The 20,669-nt window shown below is 40.4% G+C and carries 21 protein-coding genes; 14 read left to right on the top strand and 7 right to left on the bottom strand.

The window, feature by feature from the left end; translation table 11 throughout:
• Positions 1-41: 41 nt before the first annotated feature.
• The 5 genes from M3221_RS20285 to tnpB form a co-directional block, all read right to left on the bottom strand.
• A complete protein-coding gene (locus tag M3221_RS20285) occupies positions 42-470 on the bottom strand; it encodes a spore coat protein (protein ID WP_251273508.1) in 429 nt (142 codons plus the stop codon).
• Positions 471-504: 34 nt separating this feature from the next.
• On the bottom strand, positions 505-963 hold the full coding sequence (locus M3221_RS20280; RefSeq protein ID WP_251273507.1) for a spore coat protein: 459 nt from the start codon (positions 961-963) through the stop codon (positions 505-507).
• A gap of 125 nt (positions 964-1,088) precedes the next feature.
• Entirely contained in the window at positions 1,089-1,307 is a 219-nt protein-coding gene (locus M3221_RS20275) for a spore coat protein (protein ID WP_251273506.1), read from the bottom strand.
• A gap of 318 nt (positions 1,308-1,625) precedes the next feature.
• Positions 1,626-1,793 carry a hypothetical protein gene (locus M3221_RS20270; protein ID WP_251273505.1) on the bottom strand — a complete coding sequence of 56 codons (168 nt, stop codon included), beginning with the start codon at positions 1,791-1,793 and terminating at the stop codon, positions 1,626-1,628.
• 374 nt (positions 1,794-2,167) lie between these two features.
• Positions 2,168-3,295 (bottom strand): IS200/IS605 family element RNA-guided endonuclease TnpB, encoded by a 1,128-nt coding sequence (tnpB, locus tag M3221_RS20265; protein WP_396395131.1) that lies wholly within the window; start codon positions 3,293-3,295, stop codon positions 2,168-2,170.
• A gap of 593 nt (positions 3,296-3,888) precedes the next feature.
• Here tnpB and M3221_RS20260 point away from each other — a divergent pair.
• From M3221_RS20260 to M3221_RS20250, 3 genes are all read left to right on the top strand, one after another.
• On the top strand, positions 3,889-5,058 hold the full coding sequence (locus M3221_RS20260; protein ID WP_251273504.1) for a sensor domain-containing diguanylate cyclase: 1,170 nt from the start codon (positions 3,889-3,891) through the stop codon (positions 5,056-5,058).
• Positions 5,059-5,435: 377 nt separating this feature from the next.
• Positions 5,436-7,517: a metallophosphoesterase family protein gene (locus M3221_RS20255; RefSeq protein ID WP_251273503.1), complete on the top strand. Its 2,082-nt coding sequence runs from the start codon at positions 5,436-5,438 to the stop codon at positions 7,515-7,517.
• Between the two features lie 59 nt (positions 7,518-7,576).
• Entirely contained in the window at positions 7,577-7,891 is a 315-nt protein-coding gene (locus M3221_RS20250) for a DUF3892 domain-containing protein (protein ID WP_242237364.1), read from the top strand.
• Between the two features lie 167 nt (positions 7,892-8,058).
• Here the strand turns inward: M3221_RS20250 and M3221_RS20245 are convergent, their stop codons facing one another.
• A complete protein-coding gene (locus M3221_RS20245) occupies positions 8,059-8,832 on the bottom strand; it encodes a PAS domain S-box protein (protein WP_251273502.1) in 774 nt (257 codons plus the stop codon).
• Positions 8,833-9,506: 674 nt separating this feature from the next.
• Here M3221_RS20245 and M3221_RS20240 point away from each other — a divergent pair.
• The 6 genes from M3221_RS20240 (at position 9,507) to M3221_RS20215 (ending at position 14,276) form a co-directional block, all read left to right on the top strand.
• On the top strand, positions 9,507-9,707 hold the full coding sequence (locus M3221_RS20240; RefSeq protein ID WP_251273501.1) for a hypothetical protein: 201 nt from the start codon (positions 9,507-9,509) through the stop codon (positions 9,705-9,707).
• 83 nt (positions 9,708-9,790) lie between these two features.
• Positions 9,791-10,804: a PAS domain S-box protein gene (locus M3221_RS20235; RefSeq protein ID WP_251273500.1), complete on the top strand. Its 1,014-nt coding sequence runs from the start codon at positions 9,791-9,793 to the stop codon at positions 10,802-10,804.
• A gap of 87 nt (positions 10,805-10,891) precedes the next feature.
• A complete protein-coding gene (locus M3221_RS20230; RefSeq protein ID WP_251273499.1) occupies positions 10,892-11,545 on the top strand; it encodes a GAF domain-containing protein in 654 nt (217 codons plus the stop codon).
• Positions 11,546-11,578: 33 nt separating this feature from the next.
• Complete coding sequence (locus tag M3221_RS20225) at positions 11,579-11,962, top strand: helix-turn-helix domain-containing protein (protein WP_311316157.1); 384 nt, start codon at positions 11,579-11,581, stop codon at positions 11,960-11,962.
• Between the two features lie 487 nt (positions 11,963-12,449).
• On the top strand, positions 12,450-13,655 hold the full coding sequence (locus M3221_RS20220; protein ID WP_251273497.1) for a ParM/StbA family protein: 1,206 nt from the start codon (positions 12,450-12,452) through the stop codon (positions 13,653-13,655).
• 33 nt (positions 13,656-13,688) lie between these two features.
• Complete coding sequence (locus tag M3221_RS20215; RefSeq protein ID WP_251273496.1) at positions 13,689-14,276, top strand: hypothetical protein; 588 nt, start codon at positions 13,689-13,691, stop codon at positions 14,274-14,276.
• 50 nt (positions 14,277-14,326) lie between these two features.
• Here M3221_RS20215 and M3221_RS20210 read toward each other — a convergent pair whose 3' ends face one another.
• A complete protein-coding gene (locus tag M3221_RS20210) occupies positions 14,327-15,664 on the bottom strand; it encodes an MATE family efflux transporter (protein ID WP_251273495.1) in 1,338 nt (445 codons plus the stop codon).
• A gap of 507 nt (positions 15,665-16,171) precedes the next feature.
• Between M3221_RS20210 and M3221_RS20205 the strand changes: the two genes are divergently transcribed.
• From M3221_RS20205 to M3221_RS20185, 5 genes are read left to right on the top strand one after another with little or no spacing between them, the layout of a single operon-like run.
• On the top strand, positions 16,172-18,235 hold the full coding sequence (locus M3221_RS20205) for a BglG family transcription antiterminator (RefSeq protein ID WP_251273494.1): 2,064 nt from the start codon (positions 16,172-16,174) through the stop codon (positions 18,233-18,235).
• Positions 18,236-18,262: 27 nt separating this feature from the next.
• The gene (locus M3221_RS20200) at positions 18,263-18,730 is read left to right on the top strand and encodes a PTS sugar transporter subunit IIA (protein WP_251273493.1); all 468 of its coding nucleotides are present in this window, start codon (positions 18,263-18,265) and stop codon (positions 18,728-18,730) included.
• Positions 18,731-18,744: 14 nt separating this feature from the next.
• On the top strand, positions 18,745-19,026 hold the full coding sequence (locus tag M3221_RS20195; RefSeq protein ID WP_285881458.1) for a PTS sugar transporter subunit IIB: 282 nt from the start codon (positions 18,745-18,747) through the stop codon (positions 19,024-19,026).
• Between the two features lie 29 nt (positions 19,027-19,055).
• Positions 19,056-19,337 (top strand): PTS sugar transporter subunit IIB, encoded by a 282-nt coding sequence (locus M3221_RS20190; protein WP_251273492.1) that lies wholly within the window; start codon positions 19,056-19,058, stop codon positions 19,335-19,337.
• A gap of 28 nt (positions 19,338-19,365) precedes the next feature.
• Positions 19,366-20,637, top strand: a complete 1,272-nt coding sequence (locus M3221_RS20185; RefSeq protein WP_251273491.1) for a PTS galactitol transporter subunit IIC — start codon at positions 19,366-19,368, stop codon at positions 20,635-20,637.
• The last annotated feature ends 32 nt before the right edge of the window (positions 20,638-20,669 follow it).

Here is a 20,669-nt window from a genome sequence, read left to right as displayed (position 1 = left end):
CATATGATGTCTGCCGCCTCTTTTCCCATAAAACTTAACAATTAAAGAACATCCAGTTTTACTACAATAGCCAGGAGGATTTGAAGAAGGGCTTGGATGTTCACAGCCAAGTCAGTATCCGTTGTTGTCACTTTAACATGCTTGGAACCTTCGATCACGGTTTTTTGCGTATTTTTTTGTTTTGTTTTAATGAATTGCTTCAAGTCCTGCACCACAGCTTTTGTTTGATTTGAGTCACCGACCGTGATGCTGAGAACAACCGCGATGGCAACCTGGATGCCCAGCTGCAATGATACGGCAGCCTGCGTATCTGTTGTTTGAACTTCGACATCTTCAGAATCCTTTACAATAATCCACTCAAAGGACTCTTGATCGTTAGAAACGGACTGATCTCCTTCTTGCAGTACGTCCGCGTCTTTTTGTTTATCATCATCGCAATGATCCAAAGCTCTCCACTTTTTCTCACTCATGTTGTTCACCTCTTTCATTTTTTACTGAACTTGATTACAAGACGTCTAATTTAACAACTAGCGCCACAAGCACTTGCAGAAGCGCCTGAATGTTCACAGCCAGATCGGTATCCGTTGTTGTAATTCTGACATCTTTTGAGTTGTCAATTACCACTTTTTGTTTGTTCGTCTGCTCCGCGTCAAATTGCTGGAACAGCTCCTGTGCAACGGACTCACCTTCATCTGAGTCGCCAATTGTGATGCTGACAACGAGCGCAATCGCCAGCTGCAAGCCTACTTGAAGAGATACAGCGGCCTGTGTATCAGTAGATTGCACCTCAACGTTGCAGGAATCTTTAATCCAGATTAATTCATCCGATTCCTGATCGATAAATGATTTTTGAACTCCGTCTTGTACCACTTCCGCATCCTCGTGCTTGTTGCGATCATTCTCTTCCTCACGGCGTTTCCGTTTTCTTCTGTTGGACTCGTAATCGTCATAGCATTTTGACATAGTTCTAACCCTCCTTTTTTGCGTTATACCATACCATATGAAGTTATCAGTCTTTCGGAAAGGGCATCTGTAACTGTTTTAGAAAATAAAAAATGCCCCAAAGACGGGGCTTTAGGGCAAAATCGTTATTTTGATTCTTTTTTGTCAACAGGCGGCTTTTTCACAAATGAATCCACTTGCTTCGTCAGGTCTTCCACCAGATCTTTAAACATTTTTTTCTGCTCATCGGACAGCTTGCTTTTCGCTTTTTCGATATTCACACCGTTTTTTTGAAGCGTCGTGCTTACAAGTAGATCAATGACCTTATCAGACAGGATTTTCGGATTTTTGGAAGAATCGCTCATCAATACCGCTCCTTTATGAATAGTGATTTCTTATCAGCATATGCGTCTAATCTCAGAAGGAAACTATATGCTGCTGATGTTGGGCGGTGGGTATGGAGTGAAAACAAAATAGCTGTGTCAGGAAAAAAAGATCGCTGAACGAGGCCTGTCAGAGGGATATGTAATAAAAGGAAAGATTAGAAGTGCAGAATAAAGAGAATGGGAAAAGGGTGTGAGAAGGTCAAACAGCATGAATTAGAAAGCTGGTGAAAATCTCTGCAATGAGGTTCTTTCCAGTTGCAGGCCGTAGGCGTAATATAAAAAAGAAAGATTTCCTGGTTATTTAACCAGCTTGTCTAACTTGTCAGAAATCGTTTTTAAAATTTGATTCTTTTCCTGTTGTATTTTAAGAAATCGAATGAGAAACCAAACAAGAAATATAATAGGAGCAATATAAAAAAAAAGAGTCAAAATTGGAAAAACAGCAAAAAAAGCATCTCCAGCCATCAGGCCGCCTCCTTTTTGAAAAAATGAAGTTTGCTTCAAACCGAACATGAAGGAAAACAGCACATTTCAAAAACATAATCAGAAATTAAGAGAGAGCAACGAAAAATAAATAGATACATCCAATAATATAAAGAAATAATTCAAACATATTTAGGTCCCCTTAACAGTTATTCCATTATTATACACTAGTTGGATAGTAAGTAAAGATAATACTTGAATTACCCCCAGTTACTCACTGCGTTCGTTGAACATGGGGGATTCCTAAGTACAGGAACCTATCGGCCCCTAATTCATTAGGCTACACCCGTCACTCCGACGGTTGGCAGTACGAACGACTTTGCAGCAAGTCTCCTGCGGAAAATCAAATTGTGTGACTAAACCATGGCTAAATCATGGATATTCCGGGAAGCATTGATATCCGCATTTTCAGAATGACCGCAGGAAACACAAATAAATGCCGCTTGTGTTCGACGGTTTTCTTCCGCTGTATATCCGCATGAATGGCACTTTTGGGAGGTGTAGTGAGGATCAACCGCAATCACCTTCTTGCCGTACCACGTCGCTTTGTATTCCAGCATCGTGCGGAATGCCGACCAGGAAACTTCGCTGATTGCTTTGGATAATGTACGGTTCTTCAGCATATTTGACACTTTCAGGTCCTCAATACCGATAACATCGTGGTTTTTGATGATCTCGGTCGTGATTTTCTGCAAGTAATCAGTCCGTGCGTTCGCAATCTGTTCATGAATACGTGCCACTTTGATACGCTGCTTTTGCACATTTTTCGCTTCTGATAACGGTTTTTTTTGCTGAATGGCCAGGCGCTGGCGGCGGGAAAGAACACGCTGTGCTTTGGCCAGCTTCTCTTCTAACGCTCTAAAAAATGTCGGATTTTTGTACACTTTCCCATTCGAGAGAACGGCAAAGTCTTTTAAACCAACATCAATCCCAACAGTGGAATCTGTTTTGGGCAGGTCTTGCACGTCTGTTTCAACAAGCAAGGAAATGAAGTACTTGCCCGAAGGGTTTTTCCGTATCGTTGCGTTTAAAATGCGGCCCTGCACGTCATGGCTGTTCGCAAAACGAACCCAGCCCAGCTTAGGCAGTTTCATAAGATTGCCCAAAATGCTTACCTCCGGAAGCTGATTCTTTTTTTCAATATTTGTCGTGTAGGACTGCGCTTTATTCTTCTTACTCTTAAATCGTGGAGCCTTGTTTTGCTTCTTGAGGAAACGGTCAAATGAGTCTGCAAGATGTTTCAAGGATGACTGCAGGGAATGTGAGTCAACTTCTTGAAGCCAATCTAGTTCTTTCTTGAGTTTGGTAAGCTGAGCTGAACAGGCACTGTACGATAAGCCTTTTCCAGTTGATTGATAGGTTTCGTTCCATAAGGAAAGGAAGCGGTTAAACACAAACCGCGAACAGCCAATGGTTTTCGAAATCAACACTTCTTGTTCTTTGGATGGATATAGGCGAAAGCGATAGGCTTTGTTAACCAGCATTCTACTCACCTCATTTGTTAGCAATAATACAAATTATACCAAAATTATGACAAAACTAAAAACGTTTGCTTCGCAAAACCGACATTCATCCCACCGCTTATTTCTGGGCTTCGCCCTTTACGAAATTGAAGCGGGGGTACTCTTTCGGTAAAATCTGATAGACTTAGTTTTCAATAAAAGGAAGATACGAGAACCGGATCGTTGAAGCAAAAAAGTGGATGGCTGGAGTTTTTACTTGAAAAACGATCATAAAAAAACAGCCAGGCGAGGGGAGCCTGGCTGCAGAAATGGTTTCGAGCTGTATCATATGAAATTTGGGGATTTAACAGTACCAGTTTAAACGGTTTACAGGACATTTATACAAAAAACGAAAGGGAAAGAAATATACGGGTTTGTGCCGGAAAAAGATAAGAGCCTGGCGCTTGAGGAGAAATTAGTGGATACTTAAAACAGCAGCCATCTTAGTTGTTATTGTATAAATGTGGTAAAGTGTATAGGGGAAGAACAGGCTTTAATGTTGTTAATTATGTACAAAAATAGAAGCAGGGAATAGGGTTACAGAAAAAGAAAGTCAGCGATATGGGGGATATAAAGTGGGGCCGAAATGGACGAAAATCAAGTTGTATAAAGGGCGCTTGTTGGCTGCACTCTTTTTAACAGGGAATGTATGGTTCGCATTTGCGTACCAGCAGGGTTTTACACAGAAAGGATTCGGGGCTTTTGAGCTCATTATTCTTTTTATATACATAGGCGTTATCTGGGGAGCAGGTGCTTTATATGACCGGCAGCAAAAACAAATAGACATGCTCCAGAACAACCACGATCGATTCCGGCTGATTTTTGAAAAGTCGGGAGTCGGGATCGCCTTAATGGAGCCCGGCGGGAAAATTGTTTTTGTGAATCCGAAAATGACTGAAATGTTTGGATATAAAGAAGAAGCATTCTTAAATATGACTTTTCGTGATTTTAGTCATCCGAAAGATGTTCTGCCGAATAATGACCTGCTCGACAAGCTTGTAAGCGGGGAAATTGAGTATTACCAGCTTGAAAAAAGATACATTTGCGAGGATGGCCGGACGATTTGGGGAAAAGTGACGTCTTCTTTAATGGTGGACGAAGATGAGCAGGAAACACTGATTATTGGCGTTGTAGTGGATATTACAGAGCGCAAAATGATGGAAAGAAAGCTGAAGGAAGCCAATGAGTCATTGGAGAAAATGTCCCACACAGACAGTTTAACAGGCCTCCTTAATCGAAGAGGAATCGAAAAATGTTTAGAAACAGGGTGGGAGAATGCCCGGAAAAACGGCCATTTTATTTCGTTTATAATCATCGATATTGATTATTTTAAACATTACAATGATCATTATGGCCACTTAAAGGGAGACAGCTGCCTTGTTAAGGTAGGGGGTGTCATTCAAAAAACACTGGAAGAAAGCGGTGCTTGTATCAGCCGGTACGGAGGAGAAGAATTCCTTATTGCGCTTCCCGGGTGCAGTCCGGAAGAAGCTCTTTTGCGGGCAGAAGCGCTCTGCCGGAATGTAGAAGAGGAAAAAATCGAACATAAACACTCTCCGGCTGCCCCATGGGTTACGGTCAGCGTAGGGGTAGCCGGATTGATCCCGGGCACCTCGCATTCTTTTACGGGTTTATTCAAGCAGGCTGATCAAGCGTTGTATCAGGCTAAGCAAAATGGACGAAACAGAGTGCATACGCAGCTCTCATCAAGTAATGAAGCAAAGCTTTTAAGGAGGCATCCATGAGCCATTTTCACACACATCAGCGGAACAGACTTTTTCGTTTGGGTGAAGATTGGGCACAGAAACTTAGATTATCCCAGCCGCTGAACCATCAAGATAATCAGAAGCTTGTATGAGCGCCCCGGTGGTTTTGCAGCATCGATATAGGTGAATGGGAAGAAGTTGAAATCTTTATTGAAGAAGATGAACGAGGCTCTCTTTAGGAAAAATCAAGTAAGTCAATAGAATGCCACCAGTCTCCCACTGAAGCTCCGCCGTAGGCGGAGCTTTTTTGTATGAAAGCCATCCATCTGAAAAAACAGGTCTTCCCTGACAGCTCACATTCTATTCTACTATTGAATATCTTATAAAACAGCCTGAAAAGAAAGGAATAGAGACGGATGGACCTTCCTGTTATTTTATCTGGCCCTGTTTTAAGAAGAGTGGATCAAAGCAATGTTTTTATCTGGATCGCCACGAGCAAGCCTTTTCAGATCAGCGCAAAACTGTACCAGCTCGCGCCATCAGGAAAAGACGATGGGCTAATCAGCGATCAAAGCGAAATGGAGTATGTCCGTTTTGGAAAGCGGTTGTTTGTTTATATGATTAAAATCGTTCCTGCCTCAGGTACTTTCCCGCTTCAAACCCTCCTCGGCTACAACCTTTTCTTTACAAAGGGATCTGACACCGTCGATTTGAGCCATTTTGGCCTGCTCGAACCCGGTGCGGACTCACTTGTCTATGAAAATCTTCCCTATCCATCTTTTTTCATTTCGGAAGGAAAACATACAAACGTTTTATATGGTTCATGCCGAAAATTTCACGGAAAAGGCGAAGATGCCATGGCAGCAGGAGATATGTATATGGAAGAAACCGTTCATGTATTGGAAAAAAGACCGCAGGCACTTTTTTTGCTGGGAGACCAGATTTATGCGGATCATGTGGCAGACCCGCTGTTCCCGGTGATTACGTCTCTTGGCAGGGAGCTAGTGGGCAAAGAAGAACCTCTTCATAAAATAGATAAACGCCTGGAAAGGTATTCTTCTCTTTATAAAATTCATGGAAGAAAATTGATTATGGATCATCTATGCCGGTTTACATCTAACCAGTCGCATAATCATCTTATTCAGTTCTCCGAATATGCAGCCCTATATGTGTTATCCTGGGGTCCGCAAGTATGGGAGTATATTCAGGAAAACGGGGGGCTTCCTGTTTTTGAAGAAGAGTTAGCGAATGACCGGATTCACTTTGTATTTTCTACAGAGCCCGCTTTTCAAAAAATACACGATTTGGAACTTCGGCAGCATAAACAGCGTTTTGCGGAACAAACAGAAGAGCTGGGAGAGTTCATTGCTTCGTTAAAGCGCGTCAGGCGCCTGATGGCGAATGTCCCGTCTTATATGATTTTTGATGACCATGACATCACCGATGATTGGAACCTGTCAGAGGAATGGAAAGAAAACGTCAAAAACTCGCCGCTTGGATCTCACGTTGTAGCCAACGGTTTAGGAGCGTATTGGGCTTTTCAAGGCTGGGGAAACACACCCGATTCGTTTGATCAGCCGTTTTTAAAAACCATGAAGCGATACGCTCGACACTTCGACGTGGAATCAGAAAGCTATGGGGACTGGCTGCACACTTTATGGAATTATCCATCCTGGCATTTTATCGCTCCTACTGAGCCGAAAACCGTTTTTTTAGATACGCGGACGAAAAGAGGATATCAGGTTTCATCTGCTCCTGGGAGGGTCGGCCGGATCATGCAGGAGAAATTGCAAAGCCCGGAGCTCGTGCGCCAAAGCGCCTGGCCGGCTATTGCTGCGTTGCTGAAAGAGAGCGGCTGGAAGAGAGGGAATATGTTAATAGTCGCTTCACCTGCTCCGCTCTATGGAATTGGCTTAATTGAATCCGCTCTGCACACATACACCAATCCTCTTCGGCTAATCGGCATTCCTGTTCATGAGCTGTTTGATTTCGAAGCCTGGAAGTACAATGGGCAAGGTTTTACGGCTTTTTTAGAGCAAATCTTTAACTGGGCGCCGCACCATTGTTTTATTCTTTCGGGAGATGTTCACTACGCCTCCTCGGTTTACACAGCCGTCGAATCCAATGACGGACGAAGCGCGCATATTATGCAATGCACGAGCAGCCCGATCAATAACGCCAGCTTCTCAGGCGTATGGGGCCGGCTGATGGAGTCTGTGGCCCGGATCAATGCATTCAAACGAAAAAAGAAAAGCATCATCCGCTATTGCGACGAGCAGGGTCGGATTGTTTGCCAAGAACCCGGTGCTGCTGTACCCAAGAACTGCTTATGGAAAGAAACGCTCCAGTATATAGCCACAACGGGTGGACCAATCATGGAAACCGATAATAATCTGGGGCTGCTCAGCTTTACAGAAAAGATGGCACAAAATCATTTATTGATGCACCGGACGTGGCAGAAAAAGAAAGTTCTTTTTAACCAAATAGACCTTCATTAAGCACAGTCATGATTAAAAAGTCAGAAGCTCGCCATACTATCCAAAAAGGAGGGGATGGCATGTCACAAGATCGGTTTGAACAAGTATACGATCAGTACAAACAGCAAAGTCAGCAGATGGCTTCCCAGGTAATTCAAAATTCTTCTTCGGATGGCCAGGAACAAATCACCGCGGTCCGGAAAAACGAGGAAGGAGATATTATAGCATTTAAAACCAGCAGCGGCCGAGAGCTGGATTATATGGAAGCGCTGAAAGAAGCAAAAGCAGGACGTCTCGCCCATGTGGACGTTTTTGAGCGATACGGGCGGGAAATTATTCGCAGTGAACCGGATGGCACAAAGGAAAACAATTTAGATAATCTTGATACCTTTTGAGGAATTACTTAAAGCGTTTTTAACTTGCAGGCAAATCATAATGCCTGCATTTTTTTATGATAGGACTATTAAATAAACATATAGCACTGTGTTAACAAGGGATAAATTTAAAATAAAAAAGCAATGCTGACTGCATTGTTCACTTAAATTCACTTATTTTCTTTGATTTAAATTAGCAGGCTTTTATTATGCACGACGCCTAATAATTGAAGGGCATCTTTGACGGTCGACACAGTTGGGGTGGATTTAAAAGTTGTTCCTATCTGTACGGCCATTTGTGCTGTTTCTGGTCTTATCCCTGTTAAGAGAGAACGTATACCAAGCATGGATAATACTTGATTCATTTTAAAAATATATTCTGTTACGACAGAATCTAAGTTATAAAGACCAGAGAAATCTATAATTAAGAATTTTATATTTTGTTTTTGTGCTTTTATCGGAACACTTTCTAATATTTGCGTTGCTCTTTGTTCATCTATAGAACCTGCCAGAGGAAGTACGGCAATTCCATCTAAAAGAGGAACGAGGGTTGAAGACAACTCATTTACTTGCTCTAACATCCTTTTTTGCTCATTCTCCGCTGCTTTTCTTTCTGTTATATCTCGTACATATGTCTGAATCGCTTTTGTCTCACCCATCCATACAGGGTGACAATATAATTCAACCTCAACGGTTGTGCCATCCATTCTGTAGATTGTTTCTTCAATTACCTTTGCTGGCTGTTCGTAAGCCGATTGTATTCTTTTTTCTATTGCTGATTTGGATGTATCTTTAAAAATATCTAAAGGACTTGCTCCGATAATATCTTTTTTGGAGGCTCTAAAAAATATTTCTGCGGCACGATTCATATCAATAATTTTTAGCTGTGAATGAATAATTAATGGTTCCAAGGCATACTCAATTACTTGTTTATAATCGATATCTGAAATGTTTTCACTCATATAGTTCACTCCCAATTAAATGGTATAGCGGTTTTTCAATTTTATCTAGTGATTACACCCTTCTGTTTAATAAGGTTGTAATACACTGAAGCTGCTGTAATTGATGAGAAACCGCAAAAGGATCTTAGATAATCGCCATGTAGTCAGAAAAATAAGAATTACTATTTAATCAGGTCTTTATTAAAAAGTAACATAATATGATATAGAAATGTTCTATTTTAAAAAATAATCACGCTTTTTAAAATGGCTGTTAAGCTAAGATAATAAACTGATACCGATTTTTACCTCACAAATAAATTTCCTTTCATTATCCTTTACATATTCATAGACCTGTTCTTTTAGGAAAAGTAAAACATTTACTTTTTCTTTGACTATAAAAAATGCCTCTGTTACTTATTCGGTTTTATCCTTTTTATGAGATTTTTACTTTCTGACTCTGAAGATAGGGGTGTATTAATGATCGATTTTCAATTAAACAGGTATTTACTCTTTCTCTCTTTATAAAGCAGCTAATCCCACTATTCCCTAAAACGGTTTCGTACGTTTGTGTGAATTCTTGTGCCATTAATTTGCAGGGATTCTAACATGTTTGAGTGATTTTCTGTTTAATATTTCCTTGGTAACCTATATAATAAAAATAAAGTTCTCGTTTCGAGAACTTTCGGGGGAATAGCATGGAAAAAACCCGGTACTGCCTGGCAAAAGATTCTTTTGGCCACTACGTGTATGGAGAAACGGAAGATGTGTTGCTTTTTATAAAGCCTAACCAAGATATAGAATGGAAGCTTCACTTTTATGTAGACATAGAGGACTTGTTGCATACTGTAAAAAATAGTAAAGAAAAGCGGCCAGTCATTATCATAGATTTATTATGAACAGCCAAGTCCAAAGAGTCAGGGGAAAATATTTTTAATCGATATAAATAATAGATTACGGCTTGCTTAAAGGAGCGAAAGGGATGAAAAAGTTAGTATCTCAGGAGAAGTTTTTAGAATACATTTTAAGTTCAATGGATGAAACGCTTATTTTGATTGACCAGGAACTAAAGATTCAATATATTAACCCTTCTGGGGAGCGCTTATTTGGGCTCGAAGAAGTTGACTATGAAGGCAAGCATATTTATAACGAAGCAAACTTTGTACACCTGCCTATCGATTACAATAATAAGGTATTAGAAGAAGTTTTAAAAACAGGGGAAGCACGAAAAAACGTATTAAGAAAAACATTTACAAACAGGATTTTATCAATGAATGCCGTTCCTTTAGTGGAAGAAGGCGTGAAAAAAGGCGTTTTGGTTACGGGAAAAGATGTAACGGACATTGTAGACATACAAAATGAAATCGATATGGCTTTTGCTTTAACACTTCCAAATACTAGAGTGGAATATAAATTGAAGAATACAGTGGAGTATAATGATATTTATGATCCTGAAACAAAGATGATTACCATCACAGGAATCATACCGGATGGCGGGTACCGCCATGTGGTGAATTGCCTTAAACTTCTTTCTAATTTGTATCAACAGGGTATTGCAAAAATCATTGGTATTGATAAAGATCAGTTAGTACAGGCTTTTATCTTTCATGACTTGGGGAAATCTCAGCCTATTCTGTCTATTGGGGATGTAGTCGATCCAAAAAAAGTTTTTGAAGACAGCAAACTGCATGCTTATCGGGGGGCTGAAATTGCTAAACAATTTTACTCCGTACATCAAGATATTGTCGACATTATTTATTACCATCACCATGGAGAGCATGAGCTTCCTGATACATTTCCATGGCGGCTGCGCCCGATGCATCGATTATTTCAAGTAGTGGATGGCCTGTCGGCTTCGATTACAAGAGGGGGAGGGAGAGTGGATTTCACTGTTCAGGACTGTACCCTCACGATAACGGAAATAAATCACCGCCCTCAATACAATGGAACCTGGCAAATTGATTTGTTTACTGGAAAAAGAACTAAATTGAAGTAGGTAAAGCAATGTCTCTTTTATAGAAACATACTGAATAATTTATTTTTCTGAAAAATCATGTACACTAATGAAAGGGTATGGAGATTTATGGACGAGATCAACATTGCTCAATCACTAGAAAAGTTCATATATAGAAAAGAAATAAAAAAGACCCTCTCCCACATTGAACCTATATTAAAGAATCATCAGGATTTATCAACGGTTTTTTTTAGTCTGTACGAAAAAGGGATTATTGGTGAGGATGAGCTGGCAGCACTTCAAACAAAATTTATGTTAAACCAGTTCACTTCTTTAATGGAGCATCATTTTAAAGAATTAAGCTGCGGCATATACATACACGATGAAAATGAGAAGAAGATGTGGAACGGAGCAGTGACTAATGTTTCACCAGGGTACAATGAATATTCGAGCGGTTTATCCACTGTAAATGATATTCTAGATGGTGATGAGATCCCTGTATATTCCAAACAAATCGTTGCCATTCCGGATTTGGAAAGAGGCGAAGATATTACCTCTCTTAACCATAAAAAAGAACTTTTGAAAAATGGCTATCAGTCGATCTGCTGCTGTCCGCTTACCTATAAAGATCATATCATTGGCCACACTGTGATATTTTCCGAACAAAAAAGAATGTTTACAGCGGAGGAAATAAACATGTTCAGCATGTATATGACACTCATTGAGGAGAAATTAGCGGAAGTTAAAAATCATTTACTCCCTATTCTTAAAAATGCAAAATAAGATATGCCAATCCATATAAGTCATTGAAATGAGGTGAGTATCATTATAGGATATGGAGAAAAGTTAAAAGAACTTCGATTGGAAAAAAATCTCACCATGGATGATGCTGCTAAAATTGTCAGTGTTGCAAAATCAACCTATGCTGGATACGAGTCTGAGTTCCGGCAGCCTTCTTTAGAAAAAATGACGTTGTTTGCCCACTATTATAATGTTTCAGTGGATTACATCTTATGCTTAACGGACCAAAAAGAAAGAAAAGACCGGATTGAAGGCTTTAATACGAAAAACCTGCTCGCTGGAGAGCTTCATTGGGATGGTGTCCCTTTAAATGAAGAAGAATTAAATCATATTAATCAATTTTTAAAAGCCGTAGAAGAGAGAAGCAAAAAGAACGAAACAGGGAAAAAGTTTGGCTGATTTTTTTGACAAATACACGATGAATAACCATAAACCTGCCCATATGAATGGAGGTTTTTTATTGCGTGTTCCGCTCAATGTACACAGCAGCTGAAGTGATTCTCGGAGGTTTTCATGTCGCTGGTATATTTCTGGGGTTTGACAAATTTGCTGATAGAAGAAGCACAATGGCAAAGGTACGCCATATTGCAAAAGATGTCCGGAAATAAGAAAACAGGGCTGCTCAAAAGTCGATGAACACCGATTTCTGGAGCAGCCCTGTTTTTGTGTTCAAAACAGCTTTTTTCTTTTTATACACGGGACAATACAGCGCGCAACTGCTCAGTCTATAAAAAAATTATTCTTTTTTTAAAAAAAATTTCATAGAACGGTAATTTAAAAGAATAATTACTAGTGTTGCGTAATATCCTATATTATTCTCTTAATTTTTAAAAAGAAACACGCTGCTTATCTCTATTGGCCTACTTACTAAAAAGGAGAGATTAAAATGGAGAAAACGTATGATTTGATTGTTTCAAACGATAATGGAAACAGCGAACACAAGTTGGTTATAAACGGAGTTCCGGTAAAGCACCCGAACGTTTTTGCCCGCATTTCCAAACCGCGGTCTGAAAAGAAAACCACATTGATAGAAGCGATAAACGAACTGCATAACAATATTGATATTACGATTTCAAGTCCCGCCATAAAGCTCGCAGACAATACAAGAGTATTGGTAGGACATGCGGCAATGGCAGGGGTAGCCGCTAGTAAAGTAAAGAATATGAATTTAGAAAAAGGAAAAAAGCATGAACAGGATCTGCCTATTATTAATACACTTGGCATTGTAGCCGTAAAAACAGTACAAGAGCATTTTTCAGAAAAGAAAGAAATTGAAAACAACGATGTGTTAGAAGTAACGGTTAACATGTCCACATGCCTGCCGGCTTCTGTTTATAATGAAGTGAACGCAAAGATCTTTAAAGAGCGGTTCCAAAAAGGAACGCATATGGTCACTGTAAACATTAAAAGTGATTTAAGAGTAGTCGTGAAAGTTACATTTGGATATGTAGGTGTGTCCGCCGAAGGAACGCCGCCATTATTCGAAATTATTGAAGACGGAGAAGGAAACTACCGCTCCGGGGATATGTTTGATGAGTTTATTAAGCAGTATAATATGAAGCCGGATTTAGACGGTCAATATTTTCAGGATAAAAACTTAATGCATATTGATATTGGCGACGGGACGACCGAGCTGATCATTACAAACGGGTACGAATTAAAACATAGTGAAGGTCTGGAGTACGGGCTTGGCGTTGCACTTGAGTCGGTCGTGAGTATCTGGAAAGAGAAAAAGTCGTATACACGGCAGGACATCTCTGAAATTATCAAATCAAAATCTCATGCTTTTAAAGAAGATATTTTAACGGATTTAAACGGAGAACCGCTGGAGAACTTATCGTTTGATATTGCAGAGGATGTGCAGAGCTTCGTAAATAATATGCGTTCCAAAGAAATTCATATCGCGGTCGTGTATGGAGGCGGCTCGATTCTGCTAAAAGATCACTTGTACAGCAAATTAATGACGATTGCCAAGAAAGAACGGTTCAAGCTGCTGTGGATTCCGCCGCAATATGCAGTGGACATGAACGTAAACGGACTAAATACATTTAATGACATCTATATGGATGAATTGACTGCCCCTGTCTCATAAAAAAGGCACGGCAGAAGGAGGGGAGGGCTCCATATGCAGGAAGACAAAAAGCCGACCATTTATGTAAAAACTGCAAGCTCCGCCTGCCCCGATATTGTCGGGGACTGGGCCGCAGGGCAAAAAAATCCGAATGAATCAGTGAAATACTTGATTATTCAGCTGGCTGCCCATTTCGGAAACACCGACATTTTTGACCCTGCTATTATCAACACATTAAATGCCATGCTGACCCGCAATCAAGCGGAGCGGATGCAGCTCTCCACCGGACAGGAGGACAGCAGTAAGCCCGTTATTGGACAGGAAATAAAAGAAACGCAGGGAGTCACAGCGGAAAAAGACTCAGCGGCGAAAAAGAAAACAGAACCGATCGCAAATAAAGATATCGTTGAGCTGAAATTTGTAAATGATTTAAATTCAAAAACAATCACCAAAAGCGAAACGGCTAAAACCGATCCGCCTGCCGCAAAAGAAAAAAGCAGCAAGGGCAGCGAGAAAGAAAATAAAGAGACGGTATCTGTAGAAGCAGCAGAGGCGGCAGAACCGAAAGAAGAAAAAGAAGAAAAGGCCCCGAAAAAGAAAGTAGCCAGACGGCCTGGTACGGCTTCAAATATTATGCAGTAAACATGGAAGAACCTGCCTCTCAAGGAGTGCAGGTTCTTTTTCATACAGGCTTATTTGGAAGCAAACAAATCAATTCGGCGCCATTTGCCGAACCGGTAATAGCCAAAAGAGAAGGCGCTGCTGATTACAAAGCCAATTCCCATTCCCAGGGCAATACCGTCTTCTCCCCAAAAAGCTGAGCAAAGATAGGTCAGCGGATAACGCAGTACCCAAAAAGAGAGGATATTCAGGACAAGCACCTGATACATCGCACCGGATGCCCGCACAATTCCATTTAAAATAAAATTCAGCCCGATAAATGGATAGAAAAAAGCGATCGTCTTTAAGTAAGAGGTGCCGAACTGGACGGCTTCTTCCTCCCGGATAAACAAGGTGATTGCAAATCGTGCCAGCAAAAAGACAATGACAGCAATGACCAGCATGGTAATGAAGTTATAAAGAGCACCGTAAAGAGCAATTTGGCGAACACGGTTCCAGTGATGGCCGGCTATATTCTGTCCGGCCATGCTGTTGACAGCTGTTCCGAGTGCCATAGCCGGAAGTGTAATCAAGCTGTCTAAGCGCTGCGCCGCCCCAAACCCTGCAGCAGCATCGCTTCCGAAAGAATTCACGACCGTCATGATCGCTGTCACCCCTGCATAAATAACCGTCATTTGTAAGCCGGCCGGGATGCCAAGCTTTAAAATAAGCAGAACCTCTTCCCTTTTTGGAAGGACTGGAATGGAAAAAGGCACGGCTTTCCTGCGGAGTGTATACACAACACCCATGATGAAAGCCAGTCCCTGCGAGATGACAGTTGCCCAGGCAGCGCCATTTATGCCGAGTCCGAAGACGGAAATGAACACAGGGTCGAGCACAATATTTAAAAGAACAGCAGCCAAAACAAAGTAAAGCGGCGTCTGGCTGTCTCCGAGTGCCCGAAGTACTGTGCTGATAAAATTGTAGCCAAGCAAGAAAAGAATGCCGATAAAGTTAATCTGCAAGTATACAGCGGCGTCAGGAATCATCTCAGTTGGTGTATCCAGCCACTTTAACATCTCTTCCGTATATAAATATCCTGCAGCACCCATCAAAAGAGATAAGCCTGTTAAAAGAACAACAAAAGCATTGAGATAGCTTTTTAATCCTGCAGTACTCTCGCTTTCCCGCTGCTGGGATAATATCGTGAGAGCGGCATTGTTTATTCCAAGAATAAAAGAAAGAACGGTCAAGATTACCGTACTGGCAATGCTGACGGCTCCTAGCGCATCCGCCCCGAGCAGGTTGCCGACCCATAAAGAGTCCACAAACTGGTAAGACACCTGCAGCAGGTTGGCTGCCATAATAGGCGTCGAAAAGAAAAACAACTGCTTAAAAATATTTCCATTTGTAAAATCAATTTGCCGCAAGTGATCTCTCCTTTTTATTTCATCCTTCCTACTCTATCATAAAATGGCCGTTTCCTCAGTGACAGTGATTGAGCTGTGTGAAAGCCTGCCCGCCTCCCATCTCAAACTGTTTGGAAGGGGAAAAGACCTTTTATTCAAAGCTGAGATGGTGATTGTTTTAGAGTTTCTTTATTGTCTATGTAAAATACATATTTTTAAAGTATAACTGTCTAATGTTATTTTGAATGTTAAGGAAAATAAAAGTTAAATAAAGTTTTGCTCGGTCTTGCTTTAAAGCACGGCCGTTCATTTTGTTTTTAACAGGAAGAACTACTGGTGCAATTTCATTTATCAAACGTTATATCATGATAATGAAGTTCCAATATTTTCTGTCGTATAACACCATGAATGTTTATTCTTTTGTTCATCATGATGTTGTACAATTAATCGACAGAAAGTGAGAATGAAAGCGTAAACAAAAACAAGATTTTTGCTGATACAATAAATGTAACGAAGGGAGCTGCTATCATGTACCTGGATGAAAGGAGCAATCAAATATTTAAAGAAATATTAGGGAATCCGGAAGTATCGAATGCCGAGCTGGAAAATAAGTATGAATTGTCCCGCAGACAGATTAGCTATAGTTTTACAAAAATAAATGACTGGTTAGAGGAGAATAATTATCCAGCCATTAAACGCACCAAAAGCGGAAAGTTTGTTCTTAATCCTGTATTGCTGGAGCTTCTTGTTGAGAAGCCAGCTCATTCGCAAACTACGTATATTCTTTCGGAGCATGAAAGAGCGATTCTTATTCTTCTTATGATATTAAGTGCAAAAGAAGAACTGTCTCTCATTCATTTTTCAAGTGCATTGAAGGTAAGCAAAAATACGATATTACGTGACTTGAAGAATGTAAATAAGATGGTAGAACTATATGATTTAGAAGTCATTTATTCCCGCCTTGAAGGGTACACCGTTTCAGGGGAAGAGTGGAACAAACGCCGGCTGCTTATCTCGGTGTTAAAAAGAACATTAGATATTTACAAAGGAAAAACGTACATTTATCAATTCAGTCATGTAAAAGAAGAAACGATCCGCCAGCTAAGCAAGCAGGTAGAAGAGGTAGAAAATCGGTTGTCTATTCAATTTAGTGACGAGAGGGCCAGAATTCTTCCTTATATTATCGCTCTGATCCTGAATAGAATTGAAAGCGGTTATTTGTTGTCAGGTTCTTATCATATTGATTATCAGGAATTATCAGATACGAAGGAATATGAAGCGGCGGAACTCTTCATTCAGAATGCGGCAACACCCGTTCCGCATGAAGAAAGATTATTTATTACGCTTCAGCTTCTTACATCAAATATTTTGTCGGCGCAGTTTTTAACAAACAAGGAAATTCCTCAATTAAGAACGGCACTGCAGGAATGTCTCCTGATGTTTGAAAAACAGGCCATCCTTACATTAAAAGATAAAGAGAAGCTTTTAGAAAAGCTGGTTCTCCATATGAAACCTGCTTATTACCGAATTAAGTATCGATTAACGACTAATTATTCAATGATTGAAAAAGTAGGAGAAGAATTTGAAGCGATTCACTATATTGTGAAAAACTCGATTAAGCCATTTGAGGAATATTTAGGAGAACCCGTTCCGGAAAGCGAAATTATGTTTATGACTATCTTTATTGGTGGTCATTTAATTAGCAGCGGGGAGTCCATTCCAAAAAGAAAAAAAGCCGTTGTTGTCTGTCCAAATGGTGTGTCGATTTCTAATTTAATGAACAACACACTTAGAGGCCTGTTTCCAGAATTCTTTTTTCATCCGCCTCTTTCCTTGCGGGAGTTCAAACAGTTAAAAGAAGACTACGATCTTATTTTTTCACCTATTCCACTTCAGACAAGTAAACAATTATTTATTGTTCATCATGTTTTATCAGAATTTGAAAAGCTGCAACTGCGGCAGCGGGTGATGAAAGAAGTATTCGATCTTCAGACTCCGTCGTTTAACATGGAACAGTTAATTGAAACCATTGGAAAACATGCAAGTATTAAAGATCGAAAACAGCTCGAAAAAGCATTGGAGACCTATTTTACCACTTCAACGTTTACAGACCCTGCATCAAGCACAACAAAGCAGGACAGAGATTACGTATTATCAGATTTTATCAATCCAGAAACAATTGTTTTAGAAGAAGACGTAGATAATTGGCATGAGGCGTTAGAAAAGGCTTCTCAGCCGCTCCTTGAAAAGGGGTTAATTACAGCTCAATATATTGAAACGATGAAGCAGCAATATCCGTCCGTTTCACCACATATTTTGCTACGGATGAACATTGCGATTCCTCATGCCTCACCGGAAGACGGTGTAAACGCATTAGGGATGAGCTTGCTCAAAATTAAAAATGGTCTGCCTATAGGCGGAGGTAAACGAATTTATTTCGTTACTGTGATTGCAGCAGTTGATAAAGACAAGCATTTAGGTGCTCTTTTACAACTGATGCGGCTGGCAGAAAAAAGGGAAGTCCTTGACCAGATGATTCACCTAAACACCAAACAAGAAATGTATGAGCTTATTCAAGCCCATTCATCATAAATTATTTGTCAGTTAGGGAGGATTACAGTGCCAATAGCAAAGTTTTTAAAAGATGAATTAATTAAGCTGAATGCGGATTGTGAAAGCAAAGAAGAAGTATTTCAGTTAATGTACAATGAAGCATTTAGCCGCGGCTATGTGAGTGATTCATTTTTAACAAAGATTCAGGAACGGGAAGAAACGTTTCCAACCGGTTTAAGTTTAGACCATTATGGAATTGCGATTCCACATACAGATCCGGAATGTGTCTTCCATCAGTTTATTGGAGTGATCACTTTACAAAAGCCGGTTATTTTTCAATCAATGGATGATAAGTCAAAAGCAATCGACGTAAAGGTGATTTTAATGCTTGGATTGAATGAACCTCACAGCCAGCTGGCGGTTCTGCAGCAAATTATGCAGATTGTCCAGCAGGAAGAAAACTACGATAAATTAGTAGCAGCAGGCAGCGCCAAGGAAGTTTATACACTATTCGAAGAACTAGATAACATTTAAAGGAGAGAATCATAATGAAAAAAACAGTATTAGTAGCATGCGGAGCAGGAATTGCGACATCAACGGTTGTGTGTGACCGTGTGGAAAATTTATTGAAAGATAACAATATCCCGGCAGAAGTTGTTCAATGCAAAATTTCAGAAGTCGCTTCACGCCAGGAAGGCGCGGATTTAATTGTTTCAACGACTATTTTACCGACTACTTACACAATTCCATCTGAAATTGCGACAGCGTATATCACCGGTATTGGCATGGAAGCATTAGATCAAAAAATTATTAACCACTTGAAAAATTAATTATTCAAACATTAAAGGAGAGAAGAAAAATGAAAAAAACAGTATTAGTAGCATGTGGAGCAGGAATTGCAACATCAACAGTTGTGTGTGATCGTGTAGAAAACTTATTGAAAGACAACAACATCTCAGCAGAAGTTGTTCAATGCAAAATTTCGGAAGTGGCTTCACGTCAGGAAGGCGCGGACCTGATCGTTTCAACCACAATTTTGCCCACTACTTACAATATTCCATCTGAAATTGCGACAGCGTACATTACCGGCATCGGCATGGAGGCATTGGATCAAAAAATCATTGATCATTTGAAAAAGTAAGTATTAAGCAGAAAAATGAGGTGGAACCATGGAAAAAGTGTTTGAGGTTGTACAATCGATTTTAAACCTGGGGCCAACAGTTATTTTACCAATAGCCATTTTAATTATTGGGATGATTTTTGGTACAGGATTTAAAAAAGCGTTTAAATCGGGGATCATTATCGGGATTGGATTTGTAGGTGTTAACTTAGTCATTAATTTATTAGTGACAAGTCTAGGGCCGGCTGCTCAGCAAATGGTTGAGAGATTTGGTCTTAACCTGACTGTTATTGACACTGGATGGCCGTCCGCTGCAGCCCTGTCATTTGCTTCGCCAGTCGCAGCTATTCTTATTCCGGTCTGCCTAGGATTTAATATTTTACTTATTTTATTAAAAGCGACCAAAACATTAGATATTGATATTTGGAATTATTGGCACTTTATTGCAGCCGGAGCAACAGGATATGTGGTAACCGGCAGCTGGTGGGTAGCGATTTTGTGTACGATTTTATACCAATTTGCCGTCTTATTTGTAGCAGATAAAACAGCACCAATGGTAGCCAATTTTTACGGGCTGCAGGGCATCTCGCTTCCAACCGGCTCGACGGCTGCTTTTGCACCAATCGGTATGTTAGTTGGAATGGTAGTTTCCAAAATTCCTGGTATTAAGAATTTACATGCGGATCCAGAATCGATTCAAAAACGCTTTGGGATTTTTGGAGAACCGATGATGATGGGTCTTATTCTTGGATGCGTCATCGGCCTGCTTGCCGGATACGGACCAGGAGATATTTTCAACACCGGTATTTCACTTGGAGCGGTTATGCTTCTTTTGCCGCGGATGGTAAAGATCTTGATGGAAGGACTGATTCCTATTTCAGAGTCAGCCCGTTCGTTCCTGCAAAAGCGTTATGGAGACCGTGACCTGTACATTGGGCTGGATGCTGCTCTTGCCGTTGGGCATCCGGCAGTACTTTCAACAGCGCTGATCCTTGTCCCAATTTCGCTTCTATTAGCAGTAATCCTACCGGGAAACAGAGTATTACCATTTGGTGATTTGGCAACGATTCCATTTTACGTAGCCTTCGTTGTAGGGTTTTTACGGGGAAATATTGTTCATTCGGTACTGGCTGGAACAGTCATGCTTGCTCTTTCTTTATACATGGCTACAAACTTTGCGGTTGTCCACACAGAGATGATGGAAGGGGCAAAATTTACAATGCCTGAAGGTGCAACCTTGATTTCCAGCCTTGATATGGGAGGAAACTTATTTAACTGGCTTATTTTGAAATTCTCGCAGCTTTTGGCCGCTATTTTTTAATTAAATGAAGCACCTGGCGGGAGAAATCTAGC

This window comes from Domibacillus indicus (assembly GCF_023715895.1).
Lineage (GTDB): Bacteria > Bacillota > Bacilli > Bacillales > Domibacillaceae > Domibacillus > Domibacillus indicus_A.
This window is presented reverse-complemented; position numbering and strand designations above follow the sequence as displayed.

Bases quoted from the DNA above. Each gene is read 5' to 3' on its own strand.
- M3221_RS20275 (WP_251273506.1), bottom strand. From the start codon at position 1,307: ATGAGCGATTCTTCCAAAAATCCGAAAATCCTGTCTGATAAGGTCATT.
- M3221_RS20195 (WP_285881458.1), top strand. From the start codon at position 18,745: ATGAAAAAAACAGTATTAGTAGCATGCGGAGCAGGAATTGCGACATCA.
- M3221_RS20285 (WP_251273508.1), bottom strand. From the start codon at position 470: ATGAGTGAGAAAAAGTGGAGAGCTTTGGATCATTGCGATGATGATAAA.
- M3221_RS20230 (WP_251273499.1), top strand. From the start codon at position 10,892: ATGGACGAGATCAACATTGCTCAATCACTAGAAAAGTTCATATATAGA.
- M3221_RS20245 (WP_251273502.1), bottom strand. From the start codon at position 8,832: ATGAGTGAAAACATTTCAGATATCGATTATAAACAAGTAATTGAGTAT.
- M3221_RS20270 (WP_251273505.1), bottom strand. From the start codon at position 1,793: ATGGCTGGAGATGCTTTTTTTGCTGTTTTTCCAATTTTGACTCTTTTT.
- tnpB (WP_396395131.1), bottom strand. From the start codon at position 3,295: ATGCTGGTTAACAAAGCCTATCGCTTTCGCCTATATCCATCCAAAGAA.
- M3221_RS20255 (WP_251273503.1), top strand. From the start codon at position 5,436: ATGGACCTTCCTGTTATTTTATCTGGCCCTGTTTTAAGAAGAGTGGAT.
- M3221_RS20220 (WP_251273497.1), top strand. From the start codon at position 12,450: ATGGAGAAAACGTATGATTTGATTGTTTCAAACGATAATGGAAACAGC.
- M3221_RS20185 (WP_251273491.1), top strand. From the start codon at position 19,366: ATGGAAAAAGTGTTTGAGGTTGTACAATCGATTTTAAACCTGGGGCCA.
- M3221_RS20205 (WP_251273494.1), top strand. From the start codon at position 16,172: ATGTACCTGGATGAAAGGAGCAATCAAATATTTAAAGAAATATTAGGG.
- M3221_RS20250 (WP_242237364.1), top strand. From the start codon at position 7,577: ATGTCACAAGATCGGTTTGAACAAGTATACGATCAGTACAAACAGCAA.
- M3221_RS20280 (WP_251273507.1), bottom strand. From the start codon at position 963: ATGTCAAAATGCTATGACGATTACGAGTCCAACAGAAGAAAACGGAAA.
- M3221_RS20215 (WP_251273496.1), top strand. From the start codon at position 13,689: ATGCAGGAAGACAAAAAGCCGACCATTTATGTAAAAACTGCAAGCTCC.
- M3221_RS20235 (WP_251273500.1), top strand. From the start codon at position 9,791: ATGAAAAAGTTAGTATCTCAGGAGAAGTTTTTAGAATACATTTTAAGT.
- M3221_RS20240 (WP_251273501.1), top strand. From the start codon at position 9,507: ATGGAAAAAACCCGGTACTGCCTGGCAAAAGATTCTTTTGGCCACTAC.
- M3221_RS20190 (WP_251273492.1), top strand. From the start codon at position 19,056: ATGAAAAAAACAGTATTAGTAGCATGTGGAGCAGGAATTGCAACATCA.